Annotated in this window: 7 protein-coding genes; 1 reads left to right on the forward strand and 6 read right to left on the reverse strand. The window is 45.8% G+C overall.

Annotated elements, in window-relative coordinates:
* The first annotated feature begins 233 nt into the window (after positions 1–233).
* The gene (gene uvrA / locus Q0788_RS08685; protein ID WP_298809673.1) at positions 234–2,801 is read left to right on the forward strand and encodes an excinuclease ABC subunit UvrA; all 2,568 of its coding nucleotides are present in this window, start codon (positions 234–236) and stop codon (positions 2,799–2,801) included.
* Positions 2,802–2,899: 98 nt separating this feature from the next.
* Here the strand turns inward: uvrA and Q0788_RS08690 are convergent, their stop codons facing one another.
* From Q0788_RS08690 to Q0788_RS08715, 6 genes are all read right to left on the reverse strand, one after another.
* Positions 2,900–4,339, reverse strand: a complete 1,440-nt coding sequence (locus tag Q0788_RS08690; RefSeq protein WP_298809675.1) for a reverse transcriptase family protein — start codon at positions 4,337–4,339, stop codon at positions 2,900–2,902.
* Between the two features lie 3 nt (positions 4,340–4,342).
* Positions 4,343–6,586, reverse strand: a complete 2,244-nt coding sequence (locus tag Q0788_RS08695) for a hypothetical protein (protein ID WP_298809678.1) — start codon at positions 6,584–6,586, stop codon at positions 4,343–4,345.
* The gene (locus Q0788_RS08700) at positions 6,583–14,349 is read right to left on the reverse strand and encodes a HEAT repeat domain-containing protein (protein ID WP_298809680.1); all 7,767 of its coding nucleotides are present in this window, start codon (positions 14,347–14,349) and stop codon (positions 6,583–6,585) included. Before Q0788_RS08700 ends, Q0788_RS08695 begins: the two co-directional genes overlap by 4 nt.
* A 68-nt stretch (positions 14,350–14,417) precedes the next feature.
* Positions 14,418–17,849 carry a BRCT domain-containing protein gene (locus Q0788_RS08705; RefSeq protein WP_298809682.1) on the reverse strand — a complete coding sequence of 1,144 codons (3,432 nt, stop codon included), beginning with the start codon at positions 17,847–17,849 and terminating at the stop codon, positions 14,418–14,420.
* Positions 17,850–18,457: 608 nt separating this feature from the next.
* Positions 18,458–19,198: a peptidase gene (locus Q0788_RS08710; protein WP_298809684.1), complete on the reverse strand. Its 741-nt coding sequence runs from the start codon at positions 19,196–19,198 to the stop codon at positions 18,458–18,460.
* Between the two features lie 42 nt (positions 19,199–19,240).
* Positions 19,241–20,026 carry a transglutaminase family protein gene (locus Q0788_RS08715; RefSeq protein WP_191113610.1) on the reverse strand — a complete coding sequence of 262 codons (786 nt, stop codon included), beginning with the start codon at positions 20,024–20,026 and terminating at the stop codon, positions 19,241–19,243.
* Positions 20,027–20,264 lie beyond the last annotated feature (238 nt).

A 20,264-nucleotide genomic window follows, 5' to 3' on the forward strand; every position in this document is an offset into this window, starting at 1 on the left:
TTTTACTAATAGCGTTTCTTGCTAAACAAAACCCGCGTTGATGCGGGTTTTTTATTATTAATGATTGGGTGACTTGAGTTATCGTTTTGTCTATCTATGCTATTGATACGTAAGCCTAGCCATGGCCACGTATGAGTACGTGTTAACCTTTCTGTTAATTAAATAAAGACAACTGATTAAATAAAACTAGGCCCGTTAGGAATAAACAACGATTAGATAGGAACAATAACGCTATGGCGAACTCAAAAAAACTAGAAGAAAAAACAAGTAAAACAAACACAGTGAGAAATGCCATTTATAACCCTGACCAAGAAAATATTCAGGTCAGAGGCGCACGCGTACACAATTTGAAGAACGTTGATGTTGATTTGCCTCGCAATGCACTAGTGGTCTTTACTGGTATCTCCGGCTCAGGCAAGTCATCATTAGCATTTGGTACGTTGTTTGCCGAGTCACAACGCCGCTATCTTGACTCTGTATCGCCTTATGCTAGACGACTGATCGATCAGGTTGATGAGCCAGATGTTGATTCTATAGAAGGGTTACCACCAGCAGTCGCCTTGCAGCAGAAGCGAGGTACGCCATCAGTGCGCTCGTCCGTGGGTAGCGTGACGACGATATCCAATGGCCTGCGTATGCTGTACTCACGCGCAGGGGAGTATCCTGCCGATCAAGAGATTCTATACGCCGATGCATTCTCTCCCAATACGCCAGATGGTGCTTGCCCGACTTGTTCAGGTATCGGCCGCGTATTTGAGGTCACTGAAGAGCTGCTGGTCCCAGACAATACCAAGACCATACGCGAGCGTGCGATTGCAGCATGGCCACCAGCGTGGCAAGGTCAAAACCTCAGTCGTATATTGACCACATTGGGCTATGATATTGATAAACCATGGCACACACTGCCGAAAAAAACACGCGACTGGATTTTGTTTACGGATGATACGCCGACAGTGCCTGTCTATCCTGAATACAACATTGAGCAAACGCGTGACGCGATTGAAAAGGGTGAAAAGCCAAATTATATGGGTACTTTCACCAGTGCCAAAAACTTCATTTTGCACTCTTTTGCCACCACTCAAAGCCCGCGTACTAAAAAACGTGTCTCGCAATTTATGCAGATATCTGAGTGTCCAGAATGTCATGGTAAAAAACTAAAGAAAGAATCGCTATCGGTTAAGTTTGCAGGACTCGATATCGGAGAGCTATCACAACTAACGCTAACTGAAATGGCACAAAAACTGGAAAAAACCGCTCGTACCAAGGTAGCCGATAACACACCAAACCGCGAAAAAGCCATCGTCGCCCAGCGTATCGCCAGTGATATCCTCTCTCGTGCTGAGGCGCTGACAAGGTTAGGGTTAGGCTATCTATCGCTTGAGCGTACCACACCGACACTCTCTCCTGGCGAGCTACAGCGATTACGATTAGCCACTCAAATTCGCTCGCAGTTGTTTGGCGTGGTCTATGTTCTTGATGAGCCATCGGCAGGTCTGCATCCTGCTGATACTCAAGCATTGCTAGGTGCACTGGATGAGCTAATCACGGCTGGTAACTCGGTGTTTGTCGTTGAGCATGACGTTAGTGTTATTAGACATGCTGATTGGGTAGTCGATGTCGGGCCAAAGGCGGGTACGCATGGTGGCGAGATTGTCTATAGTGGGCCTATAGAAGGCCTTCGTGAGATTGAACAGTCGCATACTGGTCAATATCTATTTGCCAATGCTACGTCTAACGCACAGTCAAAATCTAGCACAAGGCGGCCAGCAGCCTGGCTCAAGCTTGCCAACATTGAGCGAAATAACATAACAGGATTAGACGTTGAGTTTCCGCTTGGGGTCATGACCAGCGTCACAGGGGTCTCGGGCTCAGGCAAATCAAGCCTTGTCAGTCAAGCGTTGGTAGAGCTTATCAATGAAGCATTGGGACAAAAGACAGTTACAGAAGCGCCTATTGGTGAAGCGGATTTGTTAGAGCAGGAGCTTGCGTCAGTAACTGTCGGTGAAATCGTTGCTGGCATGGAGCACGTCCGCCGTCTTATTAATATCAATCAAAAAGCGATTGGTCGTACACCGCGCTCTAACTTGGCAACCTATACGGGTTTGTTTGACGATGTACGCAAGCTGTTTGCAGCCACCAAGCAAGCAAAATCTCATGGCTATGATGCTGGCAGGTTCTCCTTTAACACCACAAAAGGCCGCTGCCCAAATTGCGAAGGCTTAGGGTTTGTCAGTGTTGAGCTGTTATTTTTGCCAAGCGTCTATGCGCCTTGTCAGGTTTGTCATGGCCAACGCTATGACGAGGAAACGCTAGCAATCACTTATCGAGATAAAAACATCGCTGAAGTCTTGAACTTAACGGTTGAAGCGGCACATGAGTTTTTTGTTGATGAAGCGCCTATTTTGCGTACATTAGAGGCATTGCTACAAGTTGGACTTGGTTACTTACGTCTGGGTCAGCCTGCCACTGAGTTATCAGGCGGCGAAGCACAGCGTATTAAGCTTGCCACCGAGCTGCAGCGTGTGCAACGAGGCGACACGCTATACATCTTAGATGAACCAACCACAGGCCTACACCCTGCTGATGTATCCATGCTAATGACGCAGTTAAATGGTCTCGTCGATGCGGGCAATACCGTCATCATGGTTGAACACGATATGCAAGTGGCGAGCAATAGCGACTGGATTATAGATATCGGGCCAGAGGCTGGAGATGCGGGCGGGGTAATCGTCGCTCAAGGTACGCCATATGACGTTGCCCAATCAAAAGAAAGCCGTACTGCAGCGTTTTTATTGGTGTAATGGCGCTATATTTACATCAGTACATGTTACTGATGTAAAAACGAGTATTAGAAATGGAAGTTTTCTAATACTCATTTTTTGTAAATATAAATAAATATCTATGCAGGTGTCTCTTGCTGCACGTGTAAACGTTCAATTCTAGCTAGATAACTGTGTCCTAGCTCTGGCTCTGCCGAGGCTATCCAAGCGGCATATCCTGACAACGTATTTAAAGTCTCATCAGCGCGTAATGTGCCGCCTGACTCTAAGTTATGAACGGCTGCTCGTAACATGCGCTTAATCTGACGAGATACCCTTGGCACGCCGCTACCATTGACCACCATGCCAGTAACGTTATGCTGATTGCCTTTACGAATCACGCGCGTTTTATCATTATTCAACGCAAAACCTTCTTCACGTAATATCTTATGGACTGAACCGAGCAGTTGCCCGATCAGCTTGTTGTGCTGCGTATCGGCTTGTTTCTTTGCGATGCTGGTCGTGGCTTTAATCGTTGTTTTAGCCTTCGATTTGGGTTTGGTGTCTTCAATAGCGGGAACACTGAACGTCAAGTCATCGGCGTAACGGCTATAACGTAGGCCTAACTTTTCTGCCAACCCTGTCAAGCGGCGGTCCAGATTTAAGCAAATAATGTTCGTTAATGCAGGACTGGTAGGCGCACCTTGTGGCAAGGCTCTATCACCCAGTGCCACATAGTAGGTAACGCCATCTTGCTGCACCACTTGTCTAGGCGACTCTGTACAGAGTAATGCCAGTAATGTCGCAATTTGCTCTGGGTAGCCAGCATGACGAAAGACCCCTTTGACACGGCGCCAGCTCACGCTAGGAAAGAAATCTTTGACATCAAGCTTAATAAGGAGCTCGCTGTTGCTATGTACGGCTGCATTGGTCACGATAGATTTGCCGCGTACAAAGCCATGGGCGGCACCATGCGTCGTTAAGTTATTCAAAATATTGTGCAAAATCCAGCGTTGTACAAACTTCAAACGTGGTATCGGCGACCATATTTGACGTGCTGTCCCATTGCGCTTGGCAATAGTAAAATGCGAATAAGACAGATTGGTGGCGACCTCTCTTTGATAGCACAATCCTTTTAACTGCGGGATGGTGAGATTAACCGCTTCTGCTAACTCATTATGTTTACGCAGCAGTGGCAGTTTGTTTTCAATCAGCCGATTGGCCGCGTCTTTGATATCCCATTTATCGGTACTGGTATCGTCCGTCCAATATACATGACGACCAAGATAAACCATGTGATGCGCTTTGTATGCTTGCCAAGCAGCCTTTTTGAGGATTCTCTCTTCAGCTGCCTCTTTTTTTAAGGCTTTTTTATAGCGCTCCCGTTCTTTTGGGCTCATGTTATCGACAGGTTGACGATCGACCATAAAGCCTTGACTGACCAGCTGCTGCTGAACATATTGGTAACGTCCGCCTGCCAGCTCAATATCTTGCCATAGTTGCTGCCACTGACGCTCAAAAGGAGTGGGTACTGGCTCAGGGCTGATGTAATCGTTATGGTTGGCTGTTTGTGTGGTCATACCTTATATCCCTTGATTTTCGATAAAGCCTTTGGCTTCAAATCTGGCAATATGTTGTAAAAAAGCGGCTTTGGCTTGAGCAGGCTGATTGAACACCAACTGCTGGCGCGTATCCTTGTCACCTATTGTTTGTTCAATGGTAATCTTCTTATGGGCAATGGTGATGTAAACATAAGCAATAGCGGTCTCTTGTGCGGTTAACGCTTGTGTCTTATCACTTGTAGTCGCGTTTGACTGGGCAACTGGTTGAGCTAAGGCCGTTAAATCAAGTGTTGGTGCAGAAGATAATGTCATTAACGAGTTATAGCCTGCTACTTGTACGCTTTCTTTTTTATTCCTAGGCTGATTAAAGTGCTTACTCGGTACGCGTTTACTCAAGACACGAGTGTCATGCCAGCTATCATTGCCGGTGTTATTTGGGTCGTATTGATTATATCTAAGTCGTAGCGCAATAAGATGCGCGCACACGCCTTGTGTGAGTCGGTGCTGCAAGTACTGCGGACAGCTACATTCCGCCTTAGTGACTAGCCCTTCATCGCCTAATTGCAGCTGGCTGTGATAGGTTCGTCTGTCTTCTTCGACATGAATATCTGCACGAATGGTAATACCTTTGACGGCAACAGTCTCAACAGAGAATTTCTGCACGGCATCCGTACGGCCAATCAAATCAAAGGCATGTTTTTCTGCTTCATTGTGGTAAGCAAACTGCGCCATATCAAGTGGCACTTGGGTCAAAGGTCTGTAGTGATACAGCTGCCTCGCCATCTCATAGCGAATTAAGCCTTGCTGAGTACCTGACAGTAACCACTGTCGCACTTGTGCTTGCGTGATAGGTGCTGACTGTAATTCTGACTCTTGCGTTGATAGCTGCTGGGTCAATGATTCTACCGTACTTGGGCAGTGAGTAAGGATATCAACTACCTTTACTAACCCACTATCAGTACTTTCTGCTACTTGTTCACTTGCTTGCTTGCTGTCTGCGCTGAGTGTGTTCTGTTGTGGGCGCCTGGGTAACAGTAAGTCAAAGTTTAATGACTGTGACCAATTAGCTTGGCTAAAGCCTGTCATAGCAAAGGTAAAATGAAAGCCTTTGCCTTTTAGTGTCCAATAGCTTGGCATGCCTTGACCCAGTAGCGATACCGAAACGCTGTCAGTATGCGGCAACAGACGTTTTAATAGGCTGAGACGACGGCGACCCCATAAGCGAATGAGCTTTGCTTGTTGACCTTGATAGGGTTTTTGCTGTTGGCTAACTTGGCTGGTGACAGTAATATCAAAAGGCTCTAATATAATCACCGGCAGCTGCTGGGGTCTAAGCTCAATCAACAGTCCGCGACGCTTGCCTTTGATGTCAGCATGCATACGCAGCTCAAACAGCACGTTATAGAGCGCAATAGGATCAAGGTGAATGGTGTCTTGTGGCAATTGATGTGCAGATTGCACTTGTAGCAGCGCTCTGATCCAGCTTTTGGGTACATTGATGCGTTTTTCTATGATTTGTTTTTTTACGGTGGGTGCGGTGAATGCACTATCAGTACCTGTACTGTTTGCCTCGTCATTATCAGCCTCTGGCATGGTTTCGAGTAACTGTAAGCCGACCGCTTCATGACCAATGTCTAACATTGTTTGCTGATGATCGCGTATTTTTTCAATACCGTTAAACAAGGCCGCACTGTAATCAATACTTGTGGTACCAAGGGTAGGCTTGGTGCTTTGCTCAAAAATCTCATTGGTCAATGTCAATTGAGCATAGCAACCTTCATCACGGCTAAATACCTCAAAGCTAACACCTTGCTCATGCACCTGAATAATCGGGTCCAAAATACAAAAGGCCAGTGGGTCATTATTAAACAACCACGTAAAGTAATCACGCTGCGCAGTAAATAGGTTCTTATTGCTGCTGGCACGGCGCATCTGCATAAATACCGTATACGCTGAGCGGTCTTTTGGCACATAACGGTAATCGCTGCTGACCACATCAAATAAGGCTAGCAAACTGTCACGAAAGACAAGGGGAGACTTGACCTTACCATGGAAGTTAACCTCCGAACGATTCAGCTGAGCAAATAGTGCCACATGCTGAGTATGTTCGGTCGTTTGCGCCTCCGACAGTGAGTCTGACGATTCGCTAACTTGACTGATTTGGCTAGGTGCAGCGTAGTCTAACTGCATCATCAGGCCATCAGTGTTTGCTACTACTTCTGACTCTGTTTCTGATGCTTGGTCTAATTGATTATCTATAGTCATTGACTGTCTCCTTCACCCTGATTGCTTTTTTGACTGCTGTCCTGACTATTTTGTGCTGCGATGGTCGAGCTAGGTTGCGCCTCCATATTGACAGATGACAACGGACGCTTTTGCTGTGCTCGTATCATGGCACGTTGCCAGCGGCGTAGTACTTTATAAGCAAGCTTCTGAATGTCTGAATTTTCATGTGCCATGAGCGTCGTCAGCCATTGTTCAATATTTGGATCATGTAGCTGTCCAAGCGCTTCGATGGCACGGATGCGAACCGTCAGCTCCATGTTGTCATTACTTGCACAATGATAAAGTGCGTCAGCGTCTTTTGCTTTGATCCACTGTAGTAGCTGCTGATTGATTGGTATCTCGGTAGACGAGCCCTTATGTTTTAGCGCATTTTTTACTACCGTTATTATGGATTTTTGGGTAGATGTACCGCTTTGTTCAATACGAGTTAGTAGCGTTGATAGTAAGGCTTGGTTGTCATAAGTGAGCGGCGATTGAACCGTAGTTGATACGCTGCTCAATGTTGGCACTATATTTGATAACACCTTATCGTCAGCGACTGGTCTGGCCAGTAGTCCTAACAGCGCTTGCTGCCACCAACCGCTAACAGTCGTAGAGAGCAGTGGAATAGAGGTGATGGTCAATGGTTGACGAGCATCATTGAGCCAATCAAGCATTGCCACGATCTGCTTAGTAGCCGTTTTGTCGACAGCACCTTTGACAGCTGTAATGGACACATGACGCATGATTAGCCAAACCAGTTGTCTGATGGTGCCACCCACTTGCTCAACCATATCAATCCACTGACTATTATTGATGGTCGTTGGACTGCGGTTGATGGTGTCAATAAGCGTATGCCATTGCTCGCTTGCAGTGTCAAAACGCTGCTGCAACGTCGTAACCATCTCTTTATCAAGATAGTTGGTCGGGTATTGGGTCAGATAGCACAGTCCAATATGCTGTGTCAGTGTGTTACTACTGGTAATCAACGCGGTAAGCTGCGATGTTGGCATGTCTTGCTTGGCCATAATGGCATTTTGCAGTGCCATCAAGATGTTGACTGGTAAGTGCGCGCCATGCTGGGTGATAAATGCTGCCAGCTCATCGATGCTGCTATTATCAATGATACGCTTTAGACTCAAATGCTCAGTCTCTTCTACAAAGTCATCATTATGGCTTTGGATGGCTGCCCAATCATAAGGATAAATCTGCGTCGCAAGACTGCCCCAAGTTTTCTGTGCCGCCGTATAAGCCGCCATGAGCACAGCACGATCTAGGTTGTTTTGCTTTAAGATATCTAAAATTAATGCTTTATTGGCATCGCTATCATTCATCTGCAGTAGCCATACCGCATGCCTTTGTGGACGGAAGAATATGGCTTTATCGATATGAATGCGTATATAGCTGCGGATTTGTTCCCAAGCAGGCGTTGTATTCAGCCAGCGCAGTCCATTTAACCAATGGACAATGGCGGGATTGATGAAATGGATTGCGGGGTCTGACAAGTGCGATTTTAATAGCTCAAAAATATGCGGACTATGCTCAAAGTCACCACCTTGTGCAAGGCGACCTAAGGCTTCACTGGCCACGTCTTGTAAGTAGTGCTCGTCGTCCTCGGCCAGTTTGATTAACTTATCATAGGCTTTGTATAAGGTATGAACCTGTAAGTTTTTATCAGCGTTGTCCGCAGGCGAGCTAGCATTAGGCGATTCAGCATTTTGATTTTGGTTTTGATGGTCACTGCTGCCTAGTAGCTCGCCAATGGCTAACACACTGCAGCTGCGGAACTCAGCATCAGGGTTATAATCGATAGTGGCCATCAAGATATTGACCCCATCAGCATGACCGCATTTAGCGAGTCCTTCAGCCGCGGCAAATTGTACATCGGCGTCTTTATTGCGTAGAGCGTTTTGTAATGAAGCAATGCTGCCTTGCCGCCTTTTGGCTCGATATGCCAGTGCCTCGACCAATTTAAAAGTATGCTTAGCTGGCATTTGCTCGTAAGCGAGTGCTAAAGCGGTATCAATGCGTGAGGATAGATCGCTGTCGTCCGATTTCACCCATGCAAGTGACGGCAATAGCTGTGCGGCATGCGCATAATCACTATGACTCATAAGCGTAGTAAACAGTGACAACAAGACTTGCGAGTCTCTAGGGTGCTGACGTTGTAACCAGCGAGTGTCTTCACGCTCGTCCAAATAATCATCGATGTTTTGATCGTAACCACTGATTTTTACTAAGGTATCAAATAAATATTTACGCTCTTCTTTATTTTTTTGCGGCGTGTGCTCAAACAGATTCTCTAAACGCTGTAGTAATGGCGCAGCCAGATGCGTGTTACGTAGGTCAGCGATATCTGAGTAGATAACTTGTTTGGGTTTGTTGATATGTGGATCATCAAGTAAGGCTAATAATCGTAAGTGCGCCTCATTGGCGACCTGTTCAGCAGTAGCAATATCAAAGCTACTCTCTAAACCATTCTTTAAACGACCATCTAAAGTGTTCTTATTAATGAATTGGTACGACATAAGTGCATCGACAAGCAACTGCCAGCTACGGTATTTCTCATTATTGGCCTGAGCGTCTTCAGCAAAATCAAATAAGCTATCAAATAGCGTGCTGTCCGCAAAGAGTACGTCATAAAACTCAACCAGTTGACTAAGTGCTTGATATTTTGCATTCCAATCATCACTCTTCACAGCGTGCAGCAAAAACGTCAGTTTGTCTTGACGCTGCGATGACGGCGATTGACTGTTTGCAAAGGGCGTGACAATGACTTGTTTCCATTCAGCAACGATCTGAGGCAATAACGACTGACAATAAGACTGTAGCCCAAGTAAGCTAGCAGGCAGATGGCCTAGTCGGCCTTTTAACAGCTGATAGGTCTCTTCTGCTAAGGTGTGATTATTGGTTTTTAATAAATCAATGAGTTGTTGATCAGCGCTACTGCTGACAGTCGCTGTATCCGATGGTTTGCTCTGCTGCTGTACAGCATCGTTCTTTACGGTATCTAACAATAAATCCAAGCCGCGTTTGACCATATCACGGTAGGGCGTGCTCATGGCATAGTCAGCCAGCTTTTTGGCAGGCATGTTTAGCTTATACAAGCATGCCCAAGCTAACTCACGAGTGTCAAAACTACTGTGGTTGAGTAGTGGCAACAACACGCGACTGGTACTATCTCGCCAGCCCTCATCGTTATTAGTGTTGTTATTGGTGTTAAGCTGCGATGATTGAGCAGCAAGCCACATTAGCCCTCGAATGGCTTGGTCTGTGGTGCTGCTATTAGCATAATAATCATCGCCTGCGCGTATGACGCCAATCCAAGCACCAAAGGCAAGAGACTGGTATGGATAATGCACCTCAGAACTGTCTTGTTTATCAGTAGAAGAGCTATCGCCTGCCATATTAACGGTGGCCGTAACTGGGTGAGCACTTAACAAGGCTTGCAAACTGCGTTGCCATTTTTGTAATGTCTCAAAAACATCGTCCTCATCGTCATAATAGTCATGAGCGAGTAATTCAGATAAATTACAAATGACACTAATGGCTTGCGCGCGTACCAATGGCTGCTGATGGCGACTGAGGTTGGCGAGCTGTTGTAAGTTTTCGGTACTCACCGTCGTTAGAATACTTGCTCGGATAGAGGATGTATTATGCGACTGTCCTTTAACACCACCTTTATCTGCCGTGTTTGGCATGGCATCTATCGTCATCGTAATGACTTCAGAGTGAGCAGATAAAATACTGCCTAATTGACGTGACAAGTAATCACTCAAATACTGCCATGCTGACGATAGTGCTGACTGGTTATTAGGGTGTTGTACGTCATTCGGGTAACGAGCGAGTATGTTGGCGTAGACTACTGCCGTGTCATTATCGGCAAAGCTTAGGGCTTCTATCAGTCGGTTGGGTCGACCAGTGCTAGTAGCGGTCTTTTCAGGAGTTGGCCTGTTATCTTGCAAGCCACCTTGTAAGTGATTTTGTAAATCATTAAATATCAATAACAGTCTGGCTGCTACGGCATAGGACTCTGACTCAAACAAAGGCTGTAATTGCCGTGCATGTGTAATACCTAAACCGTGCTGCGCTTGTAGCCAATGCGTAGGCGTCATCGGTGCAACAAGCGTACTAAGATTGTCTGTATTGTCTCTCATGTTATGAGTAAGGAAGTACTGCCCGCGAGCATCACCCAAAATAGCCAAACACAAACTGGCTGATTGACTGATAATGTCGCGCTCATCTTTTTGCCATTTCACCAGTAGATCAATGTCCTCGAAAGAAACTATCTGCGTAATCTTTGGTGCAAGAGGTTTAAAATCAGCATCAGAGTGGTGTAGATATTTAGCATACCAACCTAACGCATCATGCTTTGATGGGTATGCCAGTTTAGACAAACCAAACAGTGCTTGGCTTACATGATTGTGCCACTGGGTATAGCTGTCACTTTTCTTGCCTTGAGAGGGCATAGGCAGTTCTAGATAGTGTTTAAAGACTTGATACGCTTGTTCATCACTCCGCTGTGCCTGTTCTTCGTCAGCATATAGGCGTGATTGACTGGCCAGTAGTTGCGCGACTGTTAGCTGAATATCAGGATAAGGGCTGTTGAGGGCTGCGGTAATCAATGCTTCGTGATGATTCGGTTGATCATCGGCGCTACTATCATCTAGGCTACTGTGATCCGCTAAAATAGTAGGCTGTAAGTCTGTCAGCGCCAAAGCAACAATTAATGCTTGTTTACGCAGCTCAATACTGTCATCAGCGAACATGGCCACGAGAGCTGGCATCAACTGTGTCAGCTGAGTCGTATTCGCTCTGGCTTGCACAGTCGTAAGGGCCAGTTGCTTGGTATCAGCATAAGGGCTGGCAAGCGCGCTCAACATGACGTCAGCAAACCCTAAGTGTTTGCTCTGTTTCAATGCGATGTCAAAGGCTTGCTTACGGATGGCGGCAAACGTATCCGCAAAGAACAGGGTCAGGACAGCTTGATTGGTCTTTTGGTGATTCGTTTCTTCAGTGTTATTGGCTTTATTTGTTTTATGCTTCGAGTTCATCGCTAGCAACAGTTGTTGCCATTCTTCTATAGCCACTTGATGCACGTCTTCAAAGAGGCTTTGCTGCAATAGCTCAATGATGTCAACGATGGCACTTTCAGATGACTGCTTAAATTGGCGGTTTAATAGAACTTTAACCACTTCTAACCGAATACTGGTAAAAGGGTTGTTCAATGCCTGTAGCAGTATGTCTGTCATCTCTGACGACATCTGAGCACTTTTACCACTGCTATCACCACTATTACCACTATTTGAGCTATCTGCTGCAACATGCTTTAAAAACAGTGCTAAAGACTGCTCATGAATATCTTGATGTTTAGAAGAAAAACCCGTCGCTGCCCAAGATAATGCATTGTCTGCCAACTTACCATAGGCTTGCATAGCCACTTGGCGCACGCCAGCGTCCTTATCGTCTAGTAATGTTGGTAGGACTGCTTTGGCATCTTCTATATTTAAATGACCAAGCGCGGTGGCGACACCAGCACGGATGATGGCACTGTCTTCATGGCTCATCAGACTAATCAGGGTGCCAAACGCACGTTTGTCTTGTAGGCAAGCCAGCGCATAAGCCGCTCGGAAACTGATATCTTCATGACTATTGCTTAAACTTTGTAATAAAGGCTCTAATGTGTCATTGCTTAGCTTTATAGATTCAGTAGCAGGCTTCTTGGATTTGGCCGTTTTAGCCTTACTCTTAGACTTAGATGCTTGGGTATTATCTGCTTGCGAGATAAAATCTTGCGTAGATAAGGTTAAACGGATCGCCTCATCGGATTCTGATTGTTTAACATTCTTATCATTTGCCGCTGTGCTGCTAGCATTATCTAGTAGCGTGCCGCGCAGTAAGCGAAAGTCATCAAAATCAGTCAGGGTACGCAATGTTTGCGTGTCACCTTGCTGTTTCAACGCCTCTATCAACTTAGGCTGAGACAGCAATGAGACATAAAACGCCGTTTGCCTAATCTCTGTATTACGATGATTCTGTAGCAGCATCAGCTGACGCGAGACTTCAAGGTGGTTTAGCATACCGCGCTGATACAGACGAATAAGCCCTGATTGGACAATGTCTGGCTGATTGCAGTCTAATGCCATCAAATCTGCTTGCGGACTGTTCTCTGGCAATAAGGTCTCAAGCGAGGCCAATGCTTGCTTGCGAATATTCGCAAAACTGTGTGACAACGCTTCTCTTAAAATAGGTAAGATGCGGCGCTGGCTGGTGGCATCCTTCATCGCGACTTTTAGGTAACCTTGTAACGCAGAAGCTACCACTTCTTCGTAGTAACGGTTTTTAAAGGCTTCTTCTAGATAATGCAGCGGGCGTTTTGCCGTACTTGCGCGGTCGGCCAAGGCATGAAAAGCAGCAAGACGTACTTTTGCACTGTGAGCCGAGCTTAGTTGCTGCTCTAAAACCTGTGCAGTTTTATCAAGATTAGTAGTAGCAAACCACTGTACCAATTGCAATGCTTGGTTGGCCGTGAGCGTGTCGCTATCAGCAAGTAATTTTTTAACCAGCTCTAATGTTTGGTTATCTGCTTGCGCCTGTAGCAGCGCCAATCCTTCTTTAAATGACACATCATTATTGTTCGACGTATCTGTCAGTAATTGGCCGATTCTTTGATAGCCGTCTTTGATGATATAAGTGACTGGCAGCAGCTTGCTATTTTTTGCCGTACTGTTTTGTGAGGTGCTACTCTGTGACGTACTTTGAGTATGGTCAATAGGTATGAAACGGAGGCTCTGATCAGCACTGACTACGATGAGCGTTGGTTGTTCAGCATAAGAAGATAAGACGATCTGTCGAGCTTTGGTTAGATCCTCTTTACAGCTGTTTGGCTGACCTTTATCAAATGCCCACGATTTAACACTCTTGTCATCGGCGGCAGTGAACAACCGTGTGTCTGAGATACAAAGCGCCGTGATCATTTCACTGTGTTGGCTAGACTTGGCTCTATCAACAGGATGCAGATCGCCTTGGACATGGGTACGGTACAAGCACTTATCTACGCCTGCTGAGAAGAAGTACTGACCGACTGGCTCAAAACAAATCGCGTTTGCTTTACCTTGGTGGAGCTGTTTGCGGCTACTTAGAGTGAGCTGAGCTTTATCTGATACCCATTGGTAGCTACTAACATCTCCCGTTTTATCTGCCACGACTAACCACGAGCCATCACTTGAGGTTGCTAGCGCTGTTAATGCGGATTCTTTACTTGATGTTGCTATAGAAGACGAATAAGGCTCAATAATGACAGTATTGCTGGCTTGACTGTCCTGATAAGGCCATACCACGATGTGTTTCGGATATAAGATAGCCAATGCATCTTGTAGTGGTGCCATGGCTACAGCACGGCCTATAGCACTGTTGTTATCGTCAGGTGCATCGAGTAAGGATTGAGCACTGGTCTTCTTAACTTTCTTGGCTTGCCAATCCGTTTGATAAAGATGACCATCATCACCAATCATAATAATAGCGCTGTCATCTATTTTGGTGATGGCTTGCATCGCACAAGGCAGCGCTGTTGTCGATAAGCTAAATTGCTCACCTTGTTGATCAAGGACGTATAAGACCGTGGCAGCTGCTTGCTGCTGGCGAGTAATAAAAAGACTGCGCCCATCTTGCTTGGTTGTCTTTTGAGTTGCCGCTTGAGTACTGTTGGCCTTACTGACTAAGCCAATAATTTGACCCCAATAGGGGAGTGTTATTGTTTTCATGGTGTTATCTCAGTTGAGGTGACGTCATATTTTTTAAAGTATATATTTATCTATGTCGGCCAAAGCCGTTAAGCCGATGCCACTGGCTGCAGGTTTTTAGATAGCTCAGGATAGCGATGCAATAACCGTGTGACAGCAACCAAACACGCATGACGCTCCATCTTGCCTGCCGAGTGCGTAAAGGTGAACAGTGTGGGCATAATGAGCGCCGCAAAGGTGCTGTCAGCCAACGCCACATCACGAAACGTTTCAATCAACGCCAATTTGGCACGACTCGCGGATATAGGTTTTAGCGTGCTGTTGTTATCTGACTCAGTTTGCTCTGATGAGGTTTTATCTGAGTAGCGTTGTTGTTTATGCTTACTGCTGTCACTAACATTGGGCTCTTGCGAACCGCCTAGACGACCAGGTGGTAACTCGAATAGACCACGACGTAGTAGCATTAGTAGCTGATCGACCTCTGCAGGCAAGCTTGCCAAACGTTTATCTGACTGCTCTGTTATGACTGGTTGTGCGCGGCTGTCTTTGTCTCGTACAGCATCTTTATCTTTACTATCGCTACTGGTTGGTTGCCAGTTTGGGGATACGTGACGCGCCTTGTAGTGTTTCCATAGCATGGTCACGGCGGCATAACGTACTTCACGGTCTGTGCTTTGGGTCAATCGATATAAAGACTGCACATCTTGGAAATTGGCATGACGCTGCAGCAAGGTGATGCCGATTTGGCGAGCGACTCGCGCTTTGCTTTCAATCAAAGCGTTCAGCATGCCAGCATTCAATTGTGCTGACTGGATGTGATAACGTCGATTGGCAACGGATGGCTTGTCCAATAGCGCACGCTTTAGCAGTTGAGTGATATCCGTATAGGGAGATTCTGCCATCATCAGCCATAGGGCTGGCGTTGGTTGCCACGTCGCCATCTCATACTCACTCAGTAATAAGCCAAATTCTCGCAGCTGGCTGTTACGGTGTTGCAGTAAAGGAATGACGCGCTCCGCATCAAAGAATGAAGAAGGGATAATCGCATCGGGATCGACTGGTCTGTCTGTCAGTGCCATACAGATCTGTTCATGATGATGACTGAGGTAGCTGATCGCAAGCTCGCTGATAGGTGCAGTAGCGTCATCTGTTGCCATATGCCACAGTGCATTGGCACCTGCAAAAGTATCGTCTTCAGACACCTCTCTCGATTGACCACTCAGCATCTGCAAAAAGGCAGTTTCGGAAATAATCTTTAGGGCAGCACCATCGGCGATTAAGCTCTCGGCTTTAACTTGCTTGCTACCTTTACGGCCATTACCGTATAACGGTGAACCATCATCACCGATGACTAAGTAATCTAACTTGCCATTAACAGCACCACTGATGGCACCATTAGCCGCTTTCACAACTTTTTCGGCCTCGCCACGAGTCATGCTTTGCATCTTGCCCGTGAATAAATAGCGTTGGCCAGTTAAATCTACTTCAGTAGTAGCATCGCTATTCGAGTCTTTATCGTTAGTGCCATTACTGGAAGCGTTGTCAGTAGAGTCGCCTTCATTACTGTCAAGATATGCGATAAAGTCAGCAGGCAAAAACCCTTCATTACTGTCAAGATATGCGATAAAGTCAGCAGGCAAAAACCCTTTGTTAATGCGATCAATCGCAAATTCACGATAGAGTGCTTGTTCGCTATGCGCAAGATTCATAAGCCAGTCGAAACCTAAATCTATCGGTGCAAACCGACGCACATCAGACAGCCAATCCCTCACGTTTTCTGCTAAATACTCATCAAAGGCCAAGTGCTTTTGCCAGTTTTTAATAGGAGTGTCAGCAGATTTTAGTTGTTCAACATATTCACTCACTTGCCAATCAGGCTCATAGGCAAGTGCATGCCAATAGCTCATATCAAGCGTTGCTGCTGACAGTACATCTTCATCAAACCAATCGGTAATAGTGGATTGCGACAGTGGATGTAATAGCAGCATTTGCCACACGGCAGCATTTACTTGGCTCAAATCCAAACGTCTGAGCTGGTCCAACGCAAAGTCCATGCAGTCGCTGTCGTTATTAGCAGCGAAGTCCTGTTGCTCTGGTATATCTAACTGCTGGGCAACGCGAATAAAGTATTCAGTCCCTAGCTCTTTGGCACTATAAAGCTCAGGCAGTTTTTTTATCGCAAATTTTACGCTGTGTGTTCTTCCGCTAGTCAATCGTTCAAAAAACCACTCAGGGGTTAAATCGCGCCTTGTAAAGTGTTTGCTAAGTTGCTTGCTCGCGGTTTGATAGTGATGCTCTGTGTCTAATAGCTGACCCCAACCGTTGACACCAATATCAGCAACAGGATCACGACTCAAGATATTGTTAATGGCAAATGCTCTAACAGGCTCATAATCTGACATGGCCAGTAGCATTAGCTCAGTGAGTGATAAGTCCTGAGCGTAGCTTTTGGCATAGCCAATCGCATACTGATAGGCGGCAGGATAGTGTGAATGGAGTAGTTGTAGCACCACTTGATGCAAGCCCAATGTTTGAAATTTAGACTTTTCAAAATGCGGTGAGTTTTCTAATAGCCAAACAATCATCTCATCACGTGCTTTGCTATGCGCTTGTCCGGCAGATAAATATTGTAGCGTCTCACCACTCACGTCGCGCAGTTGGGTCTTAAAATCGTGCTTTAGGCTATCGGTTGCGAACTGTCTAATAGCCTCGTTTTTGGCGATGGCCAGTAACTCAATAAGTGGTTCAGGGTCTCGTTGCCATGCCTCAGCGAACGCGCGCCCTTTTGCATCAAAGAGCTTGCGAGGTGAGCGACTGTTGAATCGATTGACGCCATAATCAAGACTGTTATGGAAGCAGATATGATTAAGTACCCAGCTGTTCGTTTGTTCAAGGCCTCCTGCCGTCATGGTTTCGTCATAGCTGGCGAGTACAGAGACGGCGGCATCAATATAGCCAATTGGCATTTGCTGTCCTAGCTGGCGCAAATAACGCCATGCTCTAAGGCTCATATAGGTTTTGGTAGCTAGGCTGACCGCAGAGTTGGCGGTTTGATTGAAACGCTGTAAATCAATCTTGGCAGCTATTTGTCCAAAAATCTCATAATCTTGAGAAAATTCAGCTTGCTTATAAATACGCTTTAAACCCTTCCACACACCGTAGCTGACTGGCAAAGCTGTAATGGCTTGTTTTAAAATAGTTCTAGAATACGCGCTACCATCTTCCCACAGTGCGGTCAGTATTATGTGGATTTTGTAGCGATCTGGGAGGGGGAAAACGCCTTCGTCTGCTTCCAGTTTGGCAATCATTGCCACGCGCTCTGCAAACTGTACTTCGGGGCGTTGCTCCCGAAACTGATGACTAAATATCTTATCTAAAAACCGATCAAAAGTAAGCTTATGCTCAGGGATGGGCGTCTCGGGAATCGCATCAGCTTGAGTTGCCAATGTACATAATTTATCGACCAAACTTGGATCTTGGACTTGCCAAGCTTGCTGAATTTGTGAAAATGACAGACTCATAGAAATTTGCCTTAATTTTTATTTTGTCAGTGCGCGTAATTTTGTAGCACCATAAAAGCGCGTTTCACAGAAAACATCAAGGACTTTTGTAAGGAAATATATGGGCTGCGACATATAGCGTCGCGCATAATTTTATTTGCAATTATATATTGACAATAATAACTGTTATGAGGCAAACTTAACGAGTTGTGAGATTTAGCGTTTCACCGTTTGCGGTGAGGGGCGACGTTGCGTCGTCCACGAGTCAAGCCATTACATTTTACCCAAGGAAGACTGTTTCAGTCCTGCTAATACCTAGATAAAGGCCCTAGTGTCATTAGCTCGCTGGCTCAATCACGCAATCGTGATTGAGCTAATGCACTAGGGCCTTTATCTAGGTGCAGTCCAGTGAGTCTTCCATGTACCAGGTCATGAGGTAGATTACACAACAATTGAGTGTGACATCATTATGATGGCATTCAAGGCCTTTAAAGCAAAACCGGAGTAGGGCTGTTTATTCAGCGCTACTCCGGTTTTTTATTGCCTGATTATTAGTTGCTAATAAAAAAGCCCTTTGTCTATCACAAAGGGCTTTTTAGGGCAGAAAATATGATTTTATACGGAACTATTTATCCCCAATAACCATCAGGACATTTAGGCAATTCAACTAACGTGCGACGTAACGCATCTGACCATTGATGACGGATGATGTTAAAGTACTCGTCACGCTCATCAATACGTCGGCCGTTTGGCAGAGCTAGGCTGTCATTGTCATAAAGTACAAAATCTATCGGCATACCGACTGATAGATTTGAGTGAATCGTGGAATCAAATGACAGCATCAGCGCACGTGCCGCGTGTCTTACATCCGTGTTATAGCTGACAGAACGATCCAAAATAGGTTTGCCATATTTGCTTTCGCCCAACTGAAAAAACGGTGTATCTTCAGTGGCTTTGATGCAATTGCCTTCAGGATAGATCAGGTATAGCTCAGGTGGCTGTCCTTTGATTTGACCACCAAGCATAAACGAGCTGGTAAAGGCCCCATCGCGAGTAGAGTTAGCGACTGCTTTTGCATGGTTCATAACATCACGCATACATTCACCAACCATTTGCGCGGCATCAAACAACGTCGCTACTGTATTGAGGTTACTCTCAGCACGCTGGTCAATGTCGCTTTGTAGTTTATTGAACACTGCCTGCGATGTCGCTAAGCTGCCAGCTGTCTGTAGCACCATAAAGCGCTCGCCCTCAACGCCGTATTGATACAACTTTCTGAATGTCGATATGTGATCAACACCGGCATTCGTGCGCGTGTCACTGGCAAAGACCATACCGTCTTTTAGACGAATGGCAGCACAATAAGTCATAAGATACCCTTGATGAATAAACGTAATAAAAAATAGCAAACGCTATGATAGCTTTTTGACTAATACCAAACTGTAAAGATTTTCGTAACCGCCGCCCATACGCACGCCGCGAACAGGCGCCGTATCTAGATAGTCTCGCCCAATAGCCACATACACATGTGAGCTTGGGGTAAATGCCTGATTTGAGATATCGAAAGTATACCAGTAACCATCCAGCCAAACCTCAGCCCATGCGTGACTGGCCATGTGATTTTCGGTATCGTCATACAGATAACCGGACACATAACGCGCTGGAATTTGTTGATCGCGCAAGATACTTAGAAATACATGCGTATGGTCTTGGCACACACCGGCACTTGTCGCAAAAGCTTCAGCAGCGGTCGTGCCCACATGCGTGACGTCTTTGACAAAAGGCATTTTCATAATAAGGGCATTTGCCATTGCCTTTAAGCTGTCATGAGTAGGGGTTTTTAGATATGGCGCTGCAAATTCTCGCATCTCTTGTGAGCATTTGGTCAACGGGGTTTGTACGGTAAATAGCAGGTAGGGAACATGATCCATATCCTCTAAACGTTCGGTTTCGGTGTTGATTTCAACGATACCCGACGCCTGCATTTGTAAGTTGTTATGTGCTTCATTACGACTGAGCGTGAGCCATGCATTACCAAAGCCGTCCTTTTGGTTGGTCGCCACTTTAGGGAGCATCACATCCCATTTATGAATGGTCTGATGCGGCATTTGCATGGGGGTCATGCGTATATACTGTACACTGCGCTGTGCCAGCTCATCGTAATAATAGTTGGTTTGGTGACTGATTTGAAGTTTCATGGCATTTTCCTTATAGCATCTTTCTATTTTCTGTTTATTCCATATGTCTCATGAGCCGTTGTTATTGGTTTTTGGCTAGACACCTTCTATACACCTTGACGCAATATGAGATTGAACTCCTTGCTAATCAGCGCAAAATCACTAAATTTCTTTGACCTGATCATCTGGTTGGTCAAGCGGATAAGCTCACGCCAGCGCGTATTCTCCGGCAACTCATTAATCCAGTGTCTGAATTCAA

This window comes from uncultured Psychrobacter sp. (assembly GCF_947500265.1).
In the GTDB taxonomy this organism is placed as follows: domain Bacteria; phylum Pseudomonadota; class Gammaproteobacteria; order Pseudomonadales; family Moraxellaceae; genus Psychrobacter.